General features: G+C 54.6%; 15 protein-coding genes. 5 read left to right on the forward strand and 10 right to left on the reverse strand.

The genetic code is table 11. The features are described from left to right. Window positions 1-140: 140 nt before the first annotated feature. Both JUJ53_RS23560 and dacB read right to left on the reverse strand, forming a co-directional pair. Window positions 141-3536: an EAL domain-containing protein gene (locus tag JUJ53_RS23560; RefSeq protein ID WP_204154493.1), complete on the reverse strand. Its 3396-nt coding sequence runs from the start codon at window positions 3534-3536 to the stop codon at window positions 141-143. A 370-nt stretch (window positions 3537-3906) separates the two neighbouring features. Continuing rightward, window positions 3907-5406 carry a D-alanyl-D-alanine carboxypeptidase/D-alanyl-D-alanine-endopeptidase gene (dacB, locus tag JUJ53_RS23565; RefSeq protein WP_204154494.1) on the reverse strand — a complete coding sequence of 500 codons (1500 nt, stop codon included), beginning with the start codon at window positions 5404-5406 and terminating at the stop codon, window positions 3907-3909. Between the two features lie 821 nt (window positions 5407-6227). On the opposite strand from dacB, the gene JUJ53_RS23570 reads away from it, so the two are divergent. The 5 genes from JUJ53_RS23570 to ftsH3 all read left to right on the forward strand — a co-directional run bounded on the left by JUJ53_RS23570 (window position 6228) and on the right by ftsH3 (window position 11617). Further along, window positions 6228-6704: a type IV pilin-like G/H family protein gene (locus JUJ53_RS23570; protein ID WP_204154495.1), complete on the forward strand. Its 477-nt coding sequence runs from the start codon at window positions 6228-6230 to the stop codon at window positions 6702-6704. 193 nt (window positions 6705-6897) lie between these two features. Continuing rightward, entirely contained in the window at window positions 6898-7377 is a 480-nt protein-coding gene (locus JUJ53_RS23575) for a type IV pilin-like G/H family protein (protein WP_204154496.1), read from the forward strand. Window positions 7378-7807: 430 nt separating this feature from the next. After that, entirely contained in the window at window positions 7808-8599 is a 792-nt protein-coding gene (locus tag JUJ53_RS23580; RefSeq protein WP_204154497.1) for a hypothetical protein, read from the forward strand. 162 nt (window positions 8600-8761) lie between these two features. Beyond that, window positions 8762-9598, forward strand: a complete 837-nt coding sequence (locus tag JUJ53_RS23585; protein ID WP_204154498.1) for an aminotransferase class IV — start codon at window positions 8762-8764, stop codon at window positions 9596-9598. Window positions 9599-9775: 177 nt separating this feature from the next. Beyond that, window positions 9776-11617, forward strand: a complete 1842-nt coding sequence (gene ftsH3 / locus JUJ53_RS23590) for an ATP-dependent zinc metalloprotease FtsH3 (RefSeq protein WP_343328022.1) — start codon at window positions 9776-9778, stop codon at window positions 11615-11617. A 225-nt stretch (window positions 11618-11842) separates the two neighbouring features. Here ftsH3 and JUJ53_RS23595 read toward each other — a convergent pair whose 3' ends face one another. The 8 genes from JUJ53_RS23595 to JUJ53_RS23630 all read right to left on the reverse strand — a co-directional run bounded on the left by JUJ53_RS23595 (window position 11843) and on the right by JUJ53_RS23630 (window position 20672). Next, window positions 11843-13243, reverse strand: a complete 1401-nt coding sequence (locus JUJ53_RS23595; RefSeq protein WP_204154500.1) for a TldD/PmbA family protein — start codon at window positions 13241-13243, stop codon at window positions 11843-11845. Window positions 13244-13429: 186 nt separating this feature from the next. Further along, a complete protein-coding gene (locus tag JUJ53_RS23600; protein ID WP_204154501.1) occupies window positions 13430-14242 on the reverse strand; it encodes an ABC transporter permease in 813 nt (270 codons plus the stop codon). A gap of 8 nt (window positions 14243-14250) precedes the next feature. Beyond that, window positions 14251-15108 carry an ABC transporter permease gene (locus JUJ53_RS23605; protein ID WP_204154502.1) on the reverse strand — a complete coding sequence of 286 codons (858 nt, stop codon included), beginning with the start codon at window positions 15106-15108 and terminating at the stop codon, window positions 14251-14253. Between the two features lie 327 nt (window positions 15109-15435). After that, window positions 15436-16752: an extracellular solute-binding protein gene (locus JUJ53_RS23610; RefSeq protein ID WP_204154503.1), complete on the reverse strand. Its 1317-nt coding sequence runs from the start codon at window positions 16750-16752 to the stop codon at window positions 15436-15438. Between the two features lie 114 nt (window positions 16753-16866). Further along, window positions 16867-18024 carry an ABC transporter ATP-binding protein gene (locus JUJ53_RS23615; RefSeq protein ID WP_204154504.1) on the reverse strand — a complete coding sequence of 386 codons (1158 nt, stop codon included), beginning with the start codon at window positions 18022-18024 and terminating at the stop codon, window positions 16867-16869. A gap of 116 nt (window positions 18025-18140) precedes the next feature. Then, the gene (locus JUJ53_RS23620) at window positions 18141-18518 is read right to left on the reverse strand and encodes a GNAT family N-acetyltransferase (RefSeq protein WP_239125319.1); all 378 of its coding nucleotides are present in this window, start codon (window positions 18516-18518) and stop codon (window positions 18141-18143) included. Between the two features lie 259 nt (window positions 18519-18777). After that, on the reverse strand, window positions 18778-19710 hold the full coding sequence (locus JUJ53_RS23625) for a carbohydrate ABC transporter permease (RefSeq protein WP_204154506.1): 933 nt from the start codon (window positions 19708-19710) through the stop codon (window positions 18778-18780). Then, window positions 19707-20672, reverse strand: coding sequence for a sugar ABC transporter permease (locus JUJ53_RS23630; RefSeq protein ID WP_204154526.1), 966 nt, complete (start codon window positions 20670-20672; stop codon window positions 19707-19709). The genes JUJ53_RS23625 and JUJ53_RS23630 overlap by 4 nt, the downstream gene beginning before the upstream one ends. Window positions 20673-21027: the final 355 nt, after the last annotated feature.

Here is a 21027-nt window from a genome sequence, read left to right on the forward strand (position 1 = left end):
CGGTTGCAGATAGACCGTGCATGTCTTGTTAATATCGTCCTAGATAGGACGATCAAGAACAGGGCTGAAGCTGATGGAGCATTGAAGAATCCTCATGTGTCGTGCGATGCTAAACCGACTCAATGATTCTTCCCAGCATGTCAATAGCGAAAATAGTGCTGCGTGATAAACGCCTCTACATCCTGAGCCGCCATGGGTTGAGCAAAGAAATAACCTTGCCCTAGTTCACAGCCCAGTTGGCGCAGGAGATCAATTTGTTCAAGACAGTCAATACCTTCAGCGATCGCTGCTATGCCTAGCTGGTTGGTAAGATTCACAATTGTTTCCACAATTTTGTGGTTGCGATCGCCCTGTTGCATTTGATGGACGAACGAACGATCAATCTTGAGAGTATCGACGGGTAGCTGATAGAGATAACTTAGGGATGAGTAGCCCGTACCAAAATCATCAATACTAATTTGTAACCCCTGTTGCTTAAGCTGTAACAAGAGAGCGATCGTGTCACCGACATTATCAACGAGCATACTTTCAGTTAGCTCCAAATTCAGACAGTGGCTCTGAATTCCCGTTTGGGCTAAAATGTCGATGACATCCGGCAGCAGGTGCGGATCGCGAAGATCAAGGGCGGATAAATTAACGCTCACCTTAAGCTGCTTAGCATCCTGAAAGCGCTCATTCCAGGATGCTAACTGTTGGCAGGTGGTACGCAAAACCCAGCGATCGAGGGGGACAACCAGACCCGTCTCCTCGGCAATGGGAATGAAGTCATCGGGAGGAATGCGCCCTCGCACAGGATGCTGCCAGCGCACTAGCGCCTCAAAACCTATCAATTCACCGGTTTCTAACGCCACCAGCGGTTGGTAGTAGACCAAAAATTGCTGACGGGCGATCGCTCGTCGTAGATCATTTTCTAAGTGCAGTCGTTTTACCACCTGGGTATGCATGGCGCTATCAAAAATCTGATAGCGGGCGCGTCCCTTCGACTTAGCTTGATAGAGAGCGATATCAGCATCTCGAATCAGATCTGATGCATGACGATAGGTCGCAGATCCAAACACGATGCCAATACTGGTACTGAGGGTAATCTCTCGACCATCTAAGGATAGGGGCGATCGGAATACGGTTAGGATTTGGTTGGCTAAATGCACAACATCATCTGATGTGTTGATGGAATCTAGAACGATCACAAATTCATCGCCCCCCAGCCGGGCAACGGTACCTTGTCCATCCACGATCGCCAGCAACACCTGTGCCACTTGGATCAGGAGCTGATCGCCTGCTAAATGCCCTAAACTATCATTCACCACCTTGAAGCGATCGAGATCAAGGAATAGGAGAGCGAATTGTACATGGGGCAGACCTAGCTGTGCGGTGCGGCGCAGTTTTTGCCGCAGTTGCTCCATCAAATATTTACGATTCGGCAAGTCAGTGAGAGAATCATGCAGAGCATTATAGATAAGCTGTTCTTCTGCCCGCTTGCGATCGCTCACGTCGAGCACCAGCGTATCCCATACCGTACAGCCATCTGGACGACGTTCGGGCTGGCCAACGGCCTGAATCCATTTAAGCTGACCCGAGGGGGTCATAATCCGCCATTCTTCAGACCAGGAATGGAGCGTGCGGGCAGATTCGACAATAGATTGCTGGATGCGAGGTAAATCATCCGAATGCACCGGCCGCCAGAGCAATTCAGGATTTTGCCTCACGGCATCGGCATCCACTTCCCAAAGATATTCACAGCTCGGGCTAATGTAGGGAACTGAATCGGTGCCATCTGGATGCAGCACGTAGCGCAAAATTGCGCCCGGCACGTTGGCGGCGATCGCTCGAAACCTGGTTTCACTATGCTTCAGAGCAAGTTCAATGGCGCGGCGATCGCTAATATCTTGGAAGCCAGCGATCGCGTAGGCGATATTACCTTGTTCATCCCAGATAGGCATGGTTTGTACGGCAACGGTAATCACCTGTCCATCCCGTCGCAGTTCTATATCTGTAATATGTAATGCTTGACCTGCGAGGGTCGGCTTAGCTAACACATCTTGCAGCGACTGGGCATGGGGTTGATCAAGTTGATAGATCAACCGTTGCTCTAGGGCGCTGAGGTCAGCTTCTGTTGTACCCACATGACCGCTGAGAATCTTACGGCCAACGGGGTTGACATAGATCAAACAGCTAGCCGGATCAAAGACCACTACACCGACCGGCAGCGCTTCTAGGAACTGGGTTAGACGGCTTTCGCTATTTTGCAGAGCCTGGTTGAGCACCTGCAATTGATGGAATGAGGTTTGGAGATTGTGCCCCATTTGGGTGAACGCTTGCCCTAACTCCGCCAGTTCTTGAATGCGGCTACCCTTAATTTCCGTCGTGAGCTGGCCGTCGGCGATCTGTTGGGCAGCTCGGTTGAGGGTCAGCAGCGATCGATTCAGCCAACGGGCCGTTAGCGTGCTGGAATAGGTTGCTAGCACCAGCGCCGCTAGACAAAGCAGGATCGTTCTGCGCGTATTGGCATGAATGGTCGCCATAAAATCTGCTTCAGGCACAATCACCACAATCAGCCAATCCAAACCATGGACATCCCGATAGGGCAACACATCGATAAATTGGCGATCGCCCCCTAGGGTCACATCGAGCTGCTGCACCGCCGTAATCTGATCCAAGGAGCGAAACTGCTGCTGAAGATGCTGCACCGTTGCCCGCAGCACGTCGTCATCGCTCTCGGCTGCAAGAAGCCGCTGGGTTTGTCCATCGTTATCGATCTCAAATGGCTGGGGCAAGCGAGAGCTGGCCACCAATTCTCCCGATCGCTCTAGGATCAACGCCTGTCCCGATTGCCCAATCGTCAGATCCTGCAGAAAATCACTCAGGCTCGTGAGCGCTAGATTATTGCCCAGAACTCCCTCCAGGTTGCCATCAGCCGACAACACCGGCACGCTGGCCGGCAGGTCAATCCGAGGCACGACCTGCAACGCAAAAATATCGCCCCAGGTGAAGGTACCCTGATCTACTCCTGCGGTGTACCAAGGACGTTCACGGATATCAATGAAGTTGGGAATAATCGAAACCTGTTCCGCTAAACCACCTTGATCATCGGCAGAAAACACCTCCGCATCTGAGGGCGGCAGCTCTCGTTTCACAAACAGAAATTCGCCTTCCAGACCCCGCTGAGCGGCAATAAAACGACCATCGGCTTGACCGTAATAGATCACCCCCATCTGGTCAAATTGCTGAAGCTGTTGCCAAAAATGCTGCCCGAGGTCGGGTAGATCCTCACCATCTAGGCGATCGCTTTGGAGCAAATCAAGGTTGATGCGGTTGAGCTGATGGGCAATCATCAATTCTGCATCGAGATGTTGCCGAATGCGCGCTCCCACCTCACCCCGCAGTTGACCCGATAAATCCTCCACAGCCTGCTCACCGCTGCGGAAGGAGAGCCATCCAGTTAGACCCACAGCGATCGCAATTTGCAGGACAAACGGTAGCACCAGCAGGAGCCGCAGAGAAATCGAACGATTGAACCATGGAGACGAGTGGGCCATGCTGACAGCTAGCAGTCTTGCAGGAGAAAACCTACTTCTAGGTGTACGGGGAGACCTGAGGAAGGTACATGGAGAGCATAGGGGTAGCTGATATTCAAACCCCTCCTGATGTTAGCAAGGGAGACCCCTCAATCATCGCCACTGGATCGAGGTGTTCTCTTGTTCTAGAGTATCAACCTAAGCACGCGATCGCATGGAATTGTGATGTTGAGACATCTCAAGGTATATCGCACCATACCCGATCCATCGATGCTAGCACTAGTCGTCATGGCTACATTTGGGCGATCGCCTGATCAGCAATCAGTAGGGTAGACACCGACCATCGTTAACGTATTTATCTAATCTGCCAGTCTAATCTACAGATACGAAGTTAAGAGCAAGACTGGAGTTGTTGGAGCGTTAGGATAATATCGTCCATAGCCTGCCGTGCCGCGCCCAAAGATAAATTTGGATCATTGACCAAAATACTAAACACCACCGGATCATAATTAGGGGGATACAGATAGCCAGATAAGGCTACAACATCTCGCAGCGTACCTGTTTTACCCCACAGACGACCCGCGACGGACGTATCGCGAAATCGGTTGCGCAGGGTGCCGCTGGTGCCGGCTACGGCCAAGCTATCGCGATAGAGTTGGGCATCGGGCGATCGCCCCATCACTTGTAAGGTATCCACCAAAGCGGCTGGAGTTACAGAATTTTGTCGAGAAAGCCCCGATCCATCGGCCAGGCGAAACTGGCTACTATCAACGCCAAGGGGAGCCAAGACGGCCGCGATCGCCTCCTGCCCTGCCTGCAGAGCCGAGGTACGAGCGCGATCGCCATTTTCTGCCACCGCCAATTGCCGTAGAAGCGCTTCTGCATAGAGATTGGTGCTGTGGCGATTGGCTTCCGTCACCAGCGCCACCATCGGTAAGGATTCCACCGCTGCGATTTCGATCCCTGGATCCGGCATGGAAGCCCGCACCACTTCTGCTTGCCCCACAGTGATGCCCTGCTCTGCCAGAACCTGCTGAAACCGTTCTAGGAAGCGATCGCCCGGTTGGGTGACAGCCACGGCAGATAGATCGGGTTCAGAGCCCACCCAAAGCTGACCGCTCAGGTACAGGATCGACTGCACCATGTCTCGACCCACCACAATATATTCCGATGCTGTTCGGGGCACCGTCGTTGTATTGTTACGCACCTGCCAGCCCGGTGCATCATTAGGATTGTCCCACTCTAGGCGCAGGGGCTGACCCACGGCCTGGGGGTAGAGATTTACGCCGATCGCATTCTGGTTGAGGATTAGGCTATTGGTGGGTGCGCCATAGCCCGCCTGTAGATCCTCCGCATCCCAGCTAGCGCTCACCGTTTCGCCCTGGAAGTAGGAATCATCGCCAATCAGCCAATCAATATGCGTGATGCCTTGGTCGCGCAGTTGCTGGGCGAGGCTGAGGAGCTGCTGATCGCTCAAGCTTGGGTCACCGCGCCCCACCACCCGCAAGATCATCGGACTGCCCAGCTCCGTAGAACCCATGCGATAGATCGAGGTGGGAATGCGGTAGTCGGGGCCAAACCGCTGTAGCGCGGCTGCGGTCACCAAAACCTTGGCATTCGATGCCGGCACCAGAGCGCGATCGCCCCCCTGGTCATACAGCCGCTGGGTAGGAGCACCGGAATGGGGAAAGAGAGGTGAATCGGGCGTTAGGGTATCGACGACAATGCCCCACTGGGCACGGCTCACCGCCGATCGCCGCGTAATCGCCTGGATTTGATCACCCACCTGGGCAGGACAGATGCCCGCGATCGCTGGACTCGCTAACACCACAGAGGCGATCGCCCCTGCCAACGGCCCCAGCAGCCAGGCCCCTCGCTCCATCGTCACCATATATAAGACCCAACCTAGACGCCATTCTATTGTCCGCTAGACGGCGCACCCTTCCGGCAAAGTTCCGCAGAAAACCCTCACCCTAAATCCCTCTTCCAGAAGACCCTCACCCTAAATCCCTCTCCCAGAACGGGCGAGGGACTTTGAAATACCTACACCTTCTTGCTCCCCTTCTCCCCTCGTGGGAGAAGGGGCTGGGGGATGAGGGGGCAAGATGGGGCACCTGACAAACCTCGAAGACCCTCACCCTAAATCCCTCTCCCAGAACGGGCGAGGGACTTTGAAATCACCTACACCTTCTTGCTCCCCTTCTCCCCTCGTGGGAGAAGGGGCTGGGGGATAAGGGGGCAAGATTCGTCGATCAACCAGGATCTTGGTTCAATCTGAGCAACCTCGAAGACCCTCACCCTAAATCCCTCTCCCAGAACGGGCGAGGGACTTTGAAATACCTACACCTTCTTGCTCCCCTTCTACCCTCGTGGGAGAAGGGGCTGGGGGATGAGGGTCTTCGGACAAGGATCTTCGGGGTGAGGATCTGCATAAATTCCTCAGCACTGATGGACTTGAGCGTGTTGTTCGACACATCTGCATCCCTCCCCAACCCAGGGCGATCATGGGAGGAGCCCAACCGTGGTTTGATAAAGACGCAGATCAACCCTTGTGGTTCCTGGGGTCTAGCCGATCTGAAAAAAAAATCCAAAAAAAGTTTTGGGAGAGTGATATCAAATTGAAACCGGGTGGGCAAGTTATAGTCAGGAGTTAGAAATCCGAATCCCGCAACTTCAAACCAACAACGTTCCCGCAACTCTAAGGAGAAAACAATGAACTCTGCACTCAAAGCCAAACTAATCCAACACTTCGCTGGCAAGAACACCAAGGGTTTCACCTTGATCGAGCTACTGGTTGTGATCATCATCATCGGTATCTTGGCTGCCATTGCTCTTCCTTCCTTCTTGAACCAAGCCAACAAAGCTCGTCAGTCTGAAGCACAAACCTACGTCGGTGCTATGAACCGTGCTCAGCAAGCCTTCTACCTAGAAAACCGCGAGTTTGCTGCACAAGGTAACTTCGCTGACCTTGAGCTAGGCTTGAGCGATACCGAAAACTACACCTACACCATTGACAACGGTGGCGCAGGTTCTACCGAAGCAACCAACGTTGCAACTCCTACTGGACCAGATCTGAAAGGCTTCGCTGGTACAGTTTGGCTAGGTACAGGTGATGACGGTAACGCAACCACACTTGCCAAGCTATGTGAAGGCGACCCCGGTGTAGTTCCTCCTTGCCCCATCGACTAATTTAGACTAAGCAGGAATGAACCGAGCGAGCACATCGCCATCCTTCATTTCCTCTCTTGACGACCTGCAAGCTACCAGTCGCATTCCCAGTCGCCTGGTAGCTTTGCTATACCCTCTGTTTACCCCAAGCCTCGTTGCCCCCTAGGCGTGTATCTGCGTCATTCCGCACGAGACCTTTATTCCCTCACAACCCATGACGACTTTCCACAACCGCCTTCTTCTTCAGGTTCTCCGCCGCCGCTCCGGGCAATCGGGCTTCACCCTGATTGAGCTACTGGTGGTCATCATCATCATCGGTATCCTAGCTGCCATTGCTCTTCCTTCCTTCTTGAACCAAGCCAACAAAGCTCGTCAGTCTGAAGCACAAACCTACATCGGTGCTATGAACCGTGCTCAGCAAGCCTTCTACCTAGAAAACCGTGAGTTTGCTGACCAAGCTGGTTTTGCTGACCTAGAACTTGGCATCAGCAACACCGAAAACTACACCTACACCATTAACGGCGGTGGTGCTGGCTCTGTCCAGGCTACCAACGAGGCAACTCCATCTGGGCCCGATCTCAAAGGCTATGCCGGTACAATTTGGCTAGGTACAGGTGGCGATGGTAACGCTACTACTCTGGCTAAGCTATGCGAAGGCGACCCTGGCGCAGTTCCTGCATGTGACCCCGATTAATTCTAGTCTATGACTCTCTTCTCCGTGGGGCATCTGCCGCTTCACCCCGTAGCCCCCAATCAAAAAGCTACCGGACGGTTTCCCGCTCGCCCAGTAGCTTTGATTTGAAGAGAGGTGATGCAACCACCTCCCTGTTATGAAATCCCGAATTACAACTTAAGTATTCCCGCACTCAAGCGTTGCACCCAGCATAACTTCTTTTTTTTCGATCCGCTAACCCTCGTACAATTACGGAGAAAGGCAATCCGAGGCTGATTCTGCCTAGGATGTAGCACTATTCAGCGATCGATCACTTGTTTACAAAAATTTACAAAAACCTGAGCCACGGCTCGTTCCCTCAAGATTGACGCTGAGATTGTCCCGAAAAACCTTGTCCACAACCCTCCATCCTCCTACCCTAGGGGGATGTTGACGTTTCTCACCCCCAGCCATGGAACTTGCATCCCCCCGACACCATTGGCGACATACCCTAGCCGCCGCCCTCACCAGTCTGGTGGCCCTAGGAGCGATCGCCTCCCTACAGGTGCCCGAACTGCAGCGCATCAAAGGCGATCGCACCTTCACCGACGACGAGCTGCAACAGCAACTGACCCTAGAAGCATCCCGTCTGGAACTCTTGAAGCGATCGCCCGCCTTTGGCTACGACAACCTCATGGCCAACTGGGTCTTCCTCAGCTTCGTGCAATATTTCGGCGATGAGGAAATTCGCCAGCGCACCGACTATTCCCTCAGCCCAGAGTATTTCGAGATCGTTCTGCAACGCGATCCTCGCTTCATCCTCGCCTACACCTTCCTGTCCACCAGCACGTCTCAATATGCCGGTATGCCAGAAAGGGCCATCGAGATTATGGATCGCAATGTGTCTCGCCTAGAACCCAACGCACCGTCCAATTCCTATTTTGTCTGGCGACAAAAGGGAATTGATGAACTGCTCTTTTTGGGCGATGGCGAAACAGCTCGGCAATCCTTTGAAACCGCTGCCGACTGGGCCGAACAATCCTCCTTTCCCGGTAGCGACAACGCCGCTGCCCTCTCTCGCCAAACCGCCCAATTCCTAGCCCAAAACCCTGACAGCAGCTCCGCCCAAATTGCCGCCTGGATGCTGGTGTTGCAAAATGCCGTGGATGAACGCACCCGACAAAACGCCCGCGATCGCATTGAAGCCCTCGGCGGCGAGTTCGTCGAAAATCCCGACGGTAGTTCCACCATCCGCATTCCCTAAATTCCGCCACCCAATCCCCAAGGGATGGGAAGATGCACAGGATTTAGGCGCGCGTTACGCTTCGTTAACACAGGCTACACTCAGCCGTGCGTTACGCTTCGCTAACACAGGCTACATCCCATAAAAAGGATTTAAACCAGCCAGACATCGTACATTCCACCCATGTCTCCGCCAAGTTGGTACAACGGTCAACTGCATACCGGCGATACGCTGCCCATTGCCCCCGATGATCCGGCGCTGCTGTTTGGCGCAACGGTATTCACCACCCTGCGCATCTACGATCGCCTCCATGATCCCCGCAGCCATTGGAGCGATCACGTCCAGCGCCTGCAAACTAGCCTGGCGGCCCTAGGATGGCGATCGCCCGATTGGTCTCAGGTGGAACAGGGCGCAATCTATCTCGCCGACCACCACCCCGTTCTGCGCGTCACCCTGTTTCCCGACGGCCGCCATTGGATTTTGGGGCGATCGCTGCCCACCAACCTCGATCATTGGCATCAGCAGGGCATCACCGCCTGGGTGGCCACCTGGGACGATCTAGGAGATTTGGGCTATGGGGGGCGATCGCTGCCGTCTCATAAAACTGGAAACTACCTAGCCCCCTGGCTGGCCCGCCAACGGGCCCAGCAGCACCAGGCTCAGGAGGCCATTTTGGTGGGTTTGGATGACGCGTGGCTAGAAACCAGTACGGGAAATTTGTGGGGTTGGGGAGCTGGATGCTACTGGACGCCGCCGATATCCCAAGGAATTTTGCCTGGTTTGGCGCGATCGCACCTCATTTCTAGCTTAAAGTGCCAAAATATAGAGATACGTGAGGAGCCATGGTGCGCGCAGGTTCGTTCTCATCTAGAGGCGATCGCCTACTGCAATTCTGTGGTCGAGGTTGTGCCGATTAGCCACGTCCTCAGCGGCGCAGATTGCCGATCCTATGATCCTCACCATCCCGGACTAGAGTTGCTTCAAGAAGCGATCGCTCGTCCAAATCCCGTAGATTTCTGAAATGCGTTAATATTAGTTAACAATAGAAATCAAGCTTAGGGCTTATCGCACGTTCTGGTTTGTGGCGCAGGGTTTTGGCTCTAGCGTTCTCCCGGTTTCAAGACATGGCGTAAGTCCTGGCCTTACAGTCCTCGGTTTAGGGCTACTTCAATATAAGTATTAGGAGGATTGACCTTAGTGAATAAGCGGTGGAGAAACGCAGGACTATACGCACTCTTAGCGGTCGTGGTGATCTTTTTGGGAACATCGTTGCTCAGCGATCGCCAGCCCCAAGTGCAAGATACCTGGCGCTATAGCGAATTTATTGAACGGGTTGAGCAAAATCAAGTTGAAAAGGTCAGCATCAGCTCTGATCGCGCTCGCGCCACCATCACCGCCCAAGATGGCAGCAAGGTGCTCGTGAACCTCGTCAACGATCCAGACCTGCTCAACATCCTGACGCAGAACGACGTCGATATTTCCGTTGCCCCTCAGCCTGAAGATAACGTGTTTGCAAGGGTCTTCGGCTCCCTGCTGATTCCCTTCCTGCTGCTGATTGTGCTGTTCTTTGTGTTGCGTCGCGCCCAGAGCGGCCCCGGCAACCAAGCGATGAACTTCGGTAAGTCGAAAGCTCGGGTGCAAATGGAACCCCAAACCCAGGTCACCTTTGGTGATGTGGCCGGGATTGAGCAAGCCAAGCTAGAGCTAGCAGAAGTGGTGGACTTCTTGAAAAATGCCGATCGCTTCACGGCCATCGGTGCCAAGATCCCCAAGGGTGTCCTGCTGGTGGGCCCTCCTGGAACCGGTAAAACCCTATTGGCGAAGGCTGTTGCTGGTGAGGCAGGCGTCCCCTTCTTCTCCATCTCCGGTTCTGAATTTGTGGAAATGTTCGTCGGGGTGGGTGCATCCCGCGTCCGCGACCTGTTTGAACAAGCCAAGTCCAATGCTCCCTGTATCGTCTTTATTGATGAAATTGATGCCGTCGGTCGTCAGCGGGGTGCGGGTCTCGGGGGCGGTAACGATGAGCGTGAGCAAACGCTAAACCAGTTGCTCACCGAGATGGATGGTTTTGAAGGCAACACCGGTATCATCATCATCGCGGCAACCAACCGTCCCGATGTGTTGGATGCCGCGCTGCTGCGTCCCGGCCGTTTCGATCGCCAAGTCGTGGTCGATCGCCCCGACTATGCCGGTCGTCTCGAAATCCTCAACGTTCACGCCCGTGGCAAAACCTTGGCGAAAGATGTGGATCTCGATCGCATCGCCCGCCGGACTCCCGGATTCACCGGCGCGGATCTCTCCAACTTGCTGAACGAAGCAGCCATTCTTGCTGCCCGTCGCAACCTCACCGAAATCTCCATGGACGAAGTCAACGACGCCATCGATCGCGTCTTGGCTGGGCCCGAGAAGAAAGATCGGGTGATGAGCGAGAAGCGCAAGACCTTGGTGGCCTACCACGAAGCCGGTCACGCCTTGGTGGGTGCCCTGATGCCCGACTATGACCCGGTGCAAAAAATCAGCATCATCCCTCGGGGTCGTGCCGGTGGACTCACCTGGTTCACCCCCAGCGAAGACCGCATGGATTCTGGTCTTTACTCACGCTCCTACCTACAAAACCAAATGGCCGTTGCCCTAGGTGGACGGATTGCTGAAGAAATCATCTTCGGCGATGAAGAAGTCACCACCGGCGCGTCCAATGACCTGCAGCAGGTAGCCCGCGTTGCTCGGCAAATGGTAATGCGCTTCGGGATGAGCGATCGCCTCGGCCCCGTTGCCCTCGGTCGTCAGCAAGGCAATATGTTCCTCGGTCGCGACATCGCCGCTGAGCGGGACTTCTCCGAAGAAACCGCTGCCGCTGTGGATGATGAAGTCCGCAACCTCGTTGACCAAGCCTATCGCCGCGCCAAGTCGGTATTGGTCGATAACCGCACCGTCTTGGATCACCTAGCCCAAATGCTCGTCGAACGGGAAACCGTTGATGCAGAAGAACTGCAAGAGCTGCTAGCCAGCAGCGACGTGAAAATGGCCACGATTGCCTAGGTCACGCTACAAACAAGCGATCGCCCCTAACGAACCAAAGGGAGCGATCGCCACCTAAACGGGGGAGCCATCCCCTGTTTTTTTATGCCTATGTTTTTTTATGCCTACAGTAGCTCCCTTGATTCAGAGCAAGGTGAATTCGTAGGGTGGCAGCGCACATCTTGTCAGGCCTTAGGGCATGACGCTGTCTACAGCCATTGCAGCAGGGGGCGATCGCTCCTCCCCCTAGATATCTGCCTCACCGCCGACAACAACATCCCGAATCCGTAAACTTGGGCCACCACAGCCGACCGCTAAGCCGCTCTGGCCGCCCTTACCGCAGCCGCCCGATTCATCCCAGAAAAAGTCATCGCCGATCGCGTCAATATCCGCCAGGGTGGTAAACACATTGCCCGACAGGGTGACATCCCGCACCGGCTCCGCCACCTTGCCATTGCGGATCATCCAGGCCTCCCCGGCCGTGAAGGTAAACATTTCCCCGTTGGTCATGCCGCCGAGCCAGTTGCGGGCATAAACCCCCTCTTGGATGCCGTCAAACAGTTGATCAACCGGCGTATTGCCGCGCTCAATCCAGGTATTGGTCATGCGCACAATCGGCGGATAGTGGTAGCTGAGGCAGCGAGCATTTCCCGTCGGTGCTTCGCCCAGCTTGCCCGCTGTTTCCCGCGAGTGCAGCCGTCCCACCAAGACGCCATCTTCAATGAGCTGAGTGGTGGTGGCAGGCACCCCCTCATCATCGTAGTAGTAGCTGCCGCGATGCCCTTCAGGGGCCGCACCGTCAAAAATCTGTAGCTCTTTGGGGCCAAACCGCCGCCCCAGGGTCATCACTTCCAAAATATCGGGATTTTCGTAGGCCATATCCGCTTCCGAAAGATGCCCGAAGGCTTCATGGACAAACAATCCACTCAAAATTGGGTCAATCACCACGGTGTAGGTGTTGCCGCGCACGGAAGGCAGGGCCAGGGCATCCACGGCCCGCTGGGCCGCACTGCGCACCTGATGATCCAAACCGGCTAAATCTTCGTAGGCCCGCCGAGAGCCAGTGGTTTCCCGTCCCGTTTGCACCGTTTCGCCACTGCGGGCCGTGGCCGCAAAGCGCATTTCCATATCCACCCAGGATTGTTCCAGCAGCGTTCCGTCGGAGGTCATCAAAATAATCCGCTGGGCATTATCACCATAGCGGACGGAGGTGGTGGCAATCCGATCGTCCACACTGCGCAAAATGTCGGCATAGCGATCGCACAAGGCTTTTTTGTCGGACAAGGCAATGCGTCGCGGATCCGTTCCAGTTAAGGGCAGCGATCGCACCGCTTGCACTGGATCAACCTCGGCTAAGAGGGTTTCTTCATCGCCCACCATCCGAGCCGCAGCGATCGCCCGTTCAAGATGGGCACGAATATCATCAATGCGGTTAAAGCTGGCGAATCCCCAGCCGCCCTTATGGCAAGCGCGAATTTGTCCGCCGAGGGCAATGCCCTCGCTAAGAGCCTCAATCTTGCTACCCCGCAGCAGAATATCTGTGCCTGCCGATTCTTCGAGGCGAATGGCGAGATAGTCCACTTGGGCACGATAGCGGGTGAGCAACTCATCCAGCAGCGTTTTGGCGTCATCCAGAGTTATCGGCATAGTGGCATCCAGGGGTAGAAAGATCGTCAGTAGTAGGCAGATCGGGCCATGGCGTCACGTCACCCTCATGAAGGCAGATGGAGAGCGATCGCCGAAAGGTGCAGGACACGTCGATTCAGATGATATCAATCCGCTATGGCCTCCTACTGCCTCTATTGTGCCTGAGGTCGGGCCCTTCGGGCCAGGCTACTTTTGCCGCTGGGAAACCCATTGGTAGGATACAAAGGCGATGGTGATCACCAAAAAGGAAAAGACGGTGGTCACCGTGCCCAAAGCGTAGAGGGCTGGGGTGGTGACGTTGGTGGTCATGCCGAAGATTTCTAACGGCAGGGTATTGCGACCGCCGGACACCAGAGACGTGCGGATAAATTCATCGTAGGACAGGGTGAAGCCAAACAGCGCTACACCAATCAGGCTGGGGCCAATTAAGGGAAGGACAATTTCCCCAAAAGTTTTGAGTTCACTGGCTCCTAGGTCACGAGCCGCTTCTTCATAGGAGCGATCGAAACGGTTGAACACACCCACCATAATCAAGAAGGCGAAGGGTAACGTCCAAGTCAAATGGGCGGCAAGACCGGAGGTATACCAGTTGGTCGACCAGCCCAGCAGGTTGAAGGCAATGCCGATGCCCAGGGAGACCAAAATACTCGGCACAATTAGGCTAGAAATCGTGAGGTAGAAAATCACCCGCGATCCCACAAATCGTTGCCGGAAAGCCATGCCCGCCATCAGCCCCACCACCGCCGAGACCAGCATCACCACAATGCCTAGCAAGAACGATCGCTGAAATGCTCCCACAAAATCGCCCACCCGCTGCTGCCCAAAGAGGGCGATGATCCAGTGAAAGCCAAAGCTGCGTACGGGGAAGGTGAGGGCACCATCGGGGCCCTGCAGCGACAGGATGAAAATCACCAGCATCGGCCCGTAGAGAAACAGGACGAAGAGGCTAAAAAAGGCGGCTAGGAGATAAAAGGAGAGCGATCGCCGTTGGGAAAGCATAGCGAGTCCTACAGTTCTTTACGGATATCGACAAGGCGCATGATGGCGAAGATCAGCACAAGGGTCACCATCAGCAAAATCACCGCATTGGCGGCGGCTAGGGGATATTGCAAACTGCCGATTTGATTGCGAATCAGGTAGCCGATGGAAGCAGACTGACCGCCACTCATCAGCCGAATGGTGACAAATTCACCCATGGTCAAAGTCACCACAAAAATAGAGCCGATGGCAATACCAGGGAAAGCCAGGGGAACAATCACCTCTTTGAGCACCTGTAGACTGGAAGCACCAGCATCCTGAGCAGCAGCAATCAGCGATCGCTCGATGCGCATCAGGCTATTGAAAATCGGCACGATCATAAACAGGGTGTAGAGATGCACCATGGCCAGCACCACGGCAAAGTCGGAGAAGAGAAAAATATCAATGGGAGAATCCGTCACCCCGATGCTGATCAAGAGATTATTCAGAATGCCCTCTCGCCCCAAGAAAGGAATCCAGGAAATCATACGAATAATGTTGGACGTCCAGAACGGCACGGTGCAGACCAAAAACAGGATGATCTGTAGCCGCACATCCTCGATGCAAAAGGCTAGGAAGTAGGATACCGGAAAGCCAATCAGCAGGGTGAAGAGCCACACCAGTCCCACAAAGCGAAAGGTGCTGAGGTAGGTACCCAGGGTAACTTGGGAAGTAAAGATACCGATGTAGTTATCGAGGGTAAAGGCCGGCGTCATGGAATAGCCGGTGAATTCCCAAAAACTGACCACGACGATGGTGGCGATGGGAAAAATTAAAAATAAAAGAAAAATCAGCGTCTGGGGCGCAATTAATACATAGGGGGCGATCGCATTCCAACTCTTAATCATGTCCTTGTTTGCGGCATCTCGCCATGAAAGGATATCTGGTAAGTGGGAGGACGTAAGGATTGGTAAGCATTTCGACGTTGCACAAAGCTCAAAGCCTAATGAGAAGAGGGTTGAGCGAAGCCGAAACCCGACACAAGGCGCAAATCCCAATAAGAAGAGGGTTGAGCAGAGTCGAAACCCGTCACAAGGCTCAAATCGTGATGAGAAGAGGGTTGAACGACGTCGAAACTCGGCAGCTTCCTTGAATGGAGTCCACTTACTTAGCAGGGGGGCATGGCATGGCCACACCCCGGTATGCATCAGCCCTAAGCTGACCTAAGTCATGAATTAGGCCGCGATAAACTCATTCCACTTCTGCACCAAGTAGACTTGCTCCTCCATCACCGAATTCCAGACCACAACATTGCCCATGCGTTCCTCAAAGGAACCGCCATCGCGCACGGCTCCAGCTTTTTCTAAGGTCTTGCCGAAGGGGTCTACCATGTCTTCGCTGGCGGCTTGTCCTTCATACCAGAAAGCCCATTCCGCCTCAGACATGTATTTCCGAGCATTTTCAGGAGCAGCACTGTAGTAGCCTTGGCGACCGAGGAAAGCTCCCACCCAGCCTTCTAACATCCAGTTAATGTATTCATAGGCGGCATCCCGCTGAATGCCGGACAGATTGCGGGATAGACCAATACCGCCGCCCCAGCCGCGATAGCCTTCTTTAAGCGGCGCATAGATACATTCAATGCCTTGGGATTTCACCGCTGTCACCGCAGGCGACCACATAGACTGCAGCACCACCTCACCGGAGGACATAAAGTTGACCGATTCATCAAAGGTCTTCCAGAAGGCACGGAACTGACCAGCCCGCTTCCGCTCAATCAAGATCGTGGTAATTTGATCCAGCTCTTCCCGAGTCATATTGCCTTTATCGGCAAACTCCATGAGCCCCAAAGCTTCAGCGACCATGGCCGCGTCAATAATGCCAATGGAGGGAATATCAAGAATGGAGGTTTTGCCTTGGAATTCATCGTTAAAGAGTTCTGCCCAGCTCTCGATGGTGCGCCCCACCAAGTCAGGACGGTAGCCAAGGGTGTCAGCGTTGTATTGGAAGGGAATCAGGGTCGCCCAGCCGGTGGCTTCGGTGGCAAATTCGCTAGAGTCTTCGCCCTGCACATACATAACCCGGATCGGCGAGGTGCCCTGGGAGGTATTCACCGGCGCGCCATCATAAAGCGATCCGGTGGTAAAGATCGGCACAATTTTGTCGAAATCGGTAATTCGGCTAATGTCTACGGGCTGTAGGTTCCCCGACGGCACGACCAAGGGCAGGCTGAAATATTCTCCGTCAAAAATGTCGTACTGATCGGGCTGGGTAATCGCAATCTGGTTATTTTCTTCGGTACTCAGGGCGCGCAATTCTAGCTTGAACCCTAGATCTTCTTCGGCTTTCTCTTTAATTTCATTAATTTGCGATACCCCGGTGCCAATCATCCGCAGGGTGACATCCGCAATTTGATTAGTATTGACCTCGGGCCCCTGGGCCGGATTATTGGGGGTGCCAAGGGGAGCTGGGTTCTGGGCGCAACGGGTGGTGGCCGCAAAGGCACCGGCAGCTAGACCAGTTTGAATGAGTTTGCGACGGGTAATTTTAGTCATCTTAGGTCTCGTAATTAAATTGAGCTAGGAGGTGGTACTAAACGCGAGGAGGCGATCGCTTGAGACGCATCAATTCTGGTGAGGAGAGCGATCGCAGGTTGAACGTCCGCGATGTTAACTCAGCAGAATACTACAATGCTCCGGCATCCATGAAAGCCTGACCTGCTCTCCCTCATCTAGGGCGAGGGTCTGCCAATCGGTTGTTCGAGCTTTATAAAGAATTTCGGTTTCCGTCTGTTCTACCATGAGGGACACGCGCGTAATGTAGCCCGTGAACTCAATGGAAGTAATCCGCGCCATCACCTGGTTCAGGTAGTCGGCCGGCAGGGTGCCATCGGTTGGGGTGAGCAGGAGGCGATCGCTGCGGACACAGCAGGTGGCCGCCATGCCAACGCTGGCGCTACTGCCCTTCCCCACAAAGACACCCAGGCCATCCACCTCAATTTGGGCCATCAGATTTTGATCGGCACCTTGCAAGATCCGGCCATCAAATAGGTTGTTGTCGCCGACAAACTGAGCCACAAAGCGGGAGGCCGGCTCTTCAAAAATGGCGCTGGGGGTGCCGATCTGGTCAATATGCCCGTGATCCATGACCACGATCTGATCCGAGAGAGAAAAGGCTTCATCCTGGGCATGGGTAACCTGGATAAAGGTCATACCAAACTGCTTTTGCAGCTTGCGTAATTCCCCCCGGGTCTTGACTCGAAGACTTTCATCCAGAGCACTCAGGGGTTCGTCCAAGAGCAACACTTGGGGACGAGTCACCAGCGCTCGGGCCAAGGCCACCCGCTGCTGCTGCCCACCGCTGAGCATATGGGGACGACGGCTAGCAAACTGCGCTAGTCCCACGATGTCCAACATCTCATCCACCCGCTCCACCCGCTCTTGGGCAGGAATATTCCGCATTTTTAGGCCAAACTCCACATTTTTCCATACCGTTTTATGGGGGAACAACGCGTAGTTTTGAAACACCATAGCGGTATTGCGCTGGGCGGCAGGCAGGCCATTCACCCGCTGATCGCCAATGAACACCTCACCGCCGCTGATCTCTTCGTGACCGGCAATCATCCGCAGCGTTGTTGTTTTGCCACAGCCGCTCGGCCCCAACAAACAGCAGTAGGAGCCCGCCGCGATGTCTAAATTGATATTTTCAACCGCCGTGACAGCTCCGTATTGCTTGGTAACCGATCGCAAGGTGACGCCCCTTGCAGCAGCGGCGATCGCAGCCTGGGCTGCCAGATGCTCGGCTTGAGCCTGTTCTGTTCCAACCATGGTGTCGGGACCAGTATGATAACGCTGATTAAGTACCCAAACTGTACGCAGGGATGTACTCAGAAAACGTATTCATCACTACAAAGCGCTAGAGTCCCTTCTTCTAGCGGCGGTGATTAGAGATCTGGGTCGAGTTTCATACCAAAGTGAAACGCGGTAATCGTCATACCTCGCCCAAAGTAGAAGCGATGAGCCCCCGTCCGCTGCACGCCGCTGTCTAGATGGATCGATGCGCAGTCTTTTGATCGCGCATAGTCTAGCAGCCAATCGATCAGCGCTTTGCCATAGCCATTGCCTTGGGCGACACCATCGGTAACCAGGTCGTCAATATACAGCACCTTACCGTTGGCAAGGGTTTCCACAATGCGGAATCCAGCGATCGCCTGCACGGCGGCATCCACATCTAAGTACACCAAATGGTAGCCAACCTGCTGCTGGCGCTGCACTTGGCTGACAAATTCCGCTGGGTCTAGGTGCGGTCGTAACTGCACCATGATCGGGAAGCACTGGGCAATATCCAGGTCTGATCGAGCGAACTGAATCTCCATAAACCGCCACATTCAATGATGGGAGTATATCTCAGTTATTCCTACGATGCGGTTGGGTATGGCACATCCTCGACGCTGAATGCTCTAGGTATACCCATCCGATCCATAGCCCCCGATTCCCAAAATACTGCATTTTGCACCGCTGGCCGTTCTTGCAGGCGATCGCTTCTGGGTTCCCTAGTTGGCTGCCCCAACGTGAAGACCCTCACCCCTTGAGCGACCCGGCAAGAATACCTCGGACAAACTGACGCTGGAGGGCGAAAAACACCGCCAACGGCACCACCATGGTAACAAATGCGCCAGCGGTTAACAGGTGCCAGTCTTGGCCACGCGAGCCGACTAGGCGACTGAGTTGCACCGTCACCGGAGCAACCTCATTAGCCGCCCCCAGATACACTAGCGCCACCAAAAAATCATTCCACACCCAGAGGAACTGAAAGACAGCAAAAGAAGCGATCGCCGGTAGGGAAAGGGGTACCACCAGCTTGGTCAACGTTTGCCAATGGCTGGCACCATCGATGGCGGCAGCGTCCAGCACCTCGCGGGGCAGGCTGCCGATGTAATTGCGCAATAGGTAAATGCCTAGGGGCAGGCCGTAGCCAGTATGGGCCAACCAGACAGCAGCAAACTGACCCACAAGCCCCAGATCTCGGTAGCTTCGCAGCACCGGAATCAAGGTCATCTGCAGCGGCACCACCAAAAGACCGACGATGCCCACCATGATCATCTGCCGCCCTGGAAAACGCATCCAGGCTAGGCCGTAGGCGGCTAGGGTGGCGATCGCTACGGGAATCAGCGTAGCGGGGAGGGTGATCATCAAACTATTGAGAAAGGCTCGCCCCATATGTTCCGCCGTCAGCACATCACGGTAGTTTTGTAGAGAATATTGGGTGAGCTCAAAGGGATGTTGGAACACCGTCCACCAGCCGCTCTGGGATAGATCGGCCGCTGGCCGCAGGGAGCTAATCCAGAGGCCAGCCGTCGGTAACGTCCACAGGAGAGCGATCGCCACCAGCGTTAGGTGAACGGGAGCGGCGCTCAACCAGGTTTTCAGCCGTACTCCTCTGCGCTGCTGCCGATAACGAGCCAAGGGTGGCTGGGAGCGATGCCAGGGATTCAAGACATTCAACAGCTTCATAGCCCATCCTCCCCATCCCGAAAGCGCCGCATTGAGCTGACCATCACCGGCACCACAGCCAAAAGCAACAAGACAGCGATCGCACTACCGCGCCCAAACTCGCGAAAATTAAACATTTCCTTGATCATGCGACTGGCCAATACCTCAGTTTCCTGCTGACCGCCCGTCATCACCCAAACAATATCAAACACTTTTAGCACCACGATCACCACCGTCGTTGCCACCACAGCGATCGTCGGACGAATGAGCGGCACGGTCATCCGCCAAAAAATTTGCAGTTCCGTAGCGCCATCCACACGGGCCGCATCCACTACATCTGCCGGAATCCCTTTCACCGCCGCCGAGAGCAACACCATGCAAAAGCCTGTTTGTAGCCAGATCATGATGGTCATTAAAGCCAGGGTGTTGAGAAAGGGGATCCCCCAGCAAGACCACTCCCAGCCCACCCCCGGCAGCGTGATGGGTGCCCAATCTGCCAGCGGCCAACAGGTTTCCACCGTCCAGCCCATGGGTTGCCCCCCCAGAGCCGTGACGATCGCATTCAACAGGCCAAGCTGCTCCTGACCGGCTGGGCGATAGGCATAGACAAACCGCCAGATGACGCTCGCACCCACGAAGGAAATCGCCATGGGCATAAAAATTAGCCCCTTGATGATTGGTTCATAGCGCACCCGATCCAGCAAGACCGCCAGCACCAACCCCAGCCCCACGCTTACGCCCGTAACCCCCACCAGCCAAAGCAGATTATTGCGCAGAGCGATCCCCGTTGCCGGATTGGTCAACAAAACGCGGTAGTTATCCCAGCCCACAAACTGCTGCGATCGCCCATCTAAAAAACTCAGGTAGACCGTTTGTACCGTAGGCAACACCAAGTAGAGCAGCAGAAACAACAGCGCTGGCCCCACATAGAACCAGGGGAGGAACCCCCTCAGCCCTCGGCGATAAACGTTAGCTAAGATCATTCCAAGGGCGATCGCACCGATACCTATAGCCACCATCACCTCGCCCCATCTCCCATACCCTGCATATTCATAGCGTATGACCTAAACCCTAGACCATGAGCAAATCTTGACCCATACCCTTGCATGATGACGGCATTCCTGTTTGCATAGGACTGAAGGCAAGGTGCGGTTCTTCCTGCCAACCATTTCAGCTTTTTCCGTAGTGTTACCCCGATGTATCCAAAACCCTCCTGTATATTTACATAGGACTCATACGCATAGGGCTCCCCCATGGTTGGGCTTCCCCAAAAGGAAACCTCCTGCCAGAGACCCATCACCCACAAGAGAGGTCACCGTTGAGAACCTGCATCCGTTG

The sequence above is a fragment of the Leptolyngbya sp. CCY15150 genome (assembly GCF_016888135.1).
In the GTDB taxonomy this organism is placed as follows: domain Bacteria; phylum Cyanobacteriota; class Cyanobacteriia; order RECH01; family RECH01; genus RECH01.

Coding starts and splice junctions, on each gene's coding strand:
- JUJ53_RS23560 (WP_204154493.1), bottom strand. CDS start 3,536: ATGGCCCACTCGTCTCCATGGTTCAATCGTTCGATTTCTCTGCGGCTC.
- dacB (WP_204154494.1), bottom strand. CDS start 5,406: ATGGTGACGATGGAGCGAGGGGCCTGGCTGCTGGGGCCGTTGGCAGGG.
- JUJ53_RS23570 (WP_204154495.1), top strand. CDS start 6,228: ATGAACTCTGCACTCAAAGCCAAACTAATCCAACACTTCGCTGGCAAG.
- JUJ53_RS23575 (WP_204154496.1), top strand. CDS start 6,898: ATGACGACTTTCCACAACCGCCTTCTTCTTCAGGTTCTCCGCCGCCGC.
- JUJ53_RS23580 (WP_204154497.1), top strand. CDS start 7,808: ATGGAACTTGCATCCCCCCGACACCATTGGCGACATACCCTAGCCGCC.
- JUJ53_RS23585 (WP_204154498.1), top strand. CDS start 8,762: ATGTCTCCGCCAAGTTGGTACAACGGTCAACTGCATACCGGCGATACG.
- JUJ53_RS23595 (WP_204154500.1), bottom strand. CDS start 13,243: ATGCCGATAACTCTGGATGACGCCAAAACGCTGCTGGATGAGTTGCTC.
- JUJ53_RS23600 (WP_204154501.1), bottom strand. CDS start 14,242: ATGCTTTCCCAACGGCGATCGCTCTCCTTTTATCTCCTAGCCGCCTTT.
- JUJ53_RS23605 (WP_204154502.1), bottom strand. CDS start 15,108: ATGATTAAGAGTTGGAATGCGATCGCCCCCTATGTATTAATTGCGCCC.
- JUJ53_RS23610 (WP_204154503.1), bottom strand. CDS start 16,752: ATGACTAAAATTACCCGTCGCAAACTCATTCAAACTGGTCTAGCTGCC.
- JUJ53_RS23615 (WP_204154504.1), bottom strand. CDS start 18,024: ATGGTTGGAACAGAACAGGCTCAAGCCGAGCATCTGGCAGCCCAGGCT.
- JUJ53_RS23620 (WP_239125319.1), bottom strand. CDS start 18,518: ATGGTGCAGTTACGACCGCACCTAGACCCAGCGGAATTTGTCAGCCAA.
- JUJ53_RS23625 (WP_204154506.1), bottom strand. CDS start 19,710: ATGAAGCTGTTGAATGTCTTGAATCCCTGGCATCGCTCCCAGCCACCC.
- JUJ53_RS23630 (WP_204154526.1), bottom strand. CDS start 20,672: ATGATCTTAGCTAACGTTTATCGCCGAGGGCTGAGGGGGTTCCTCCCC.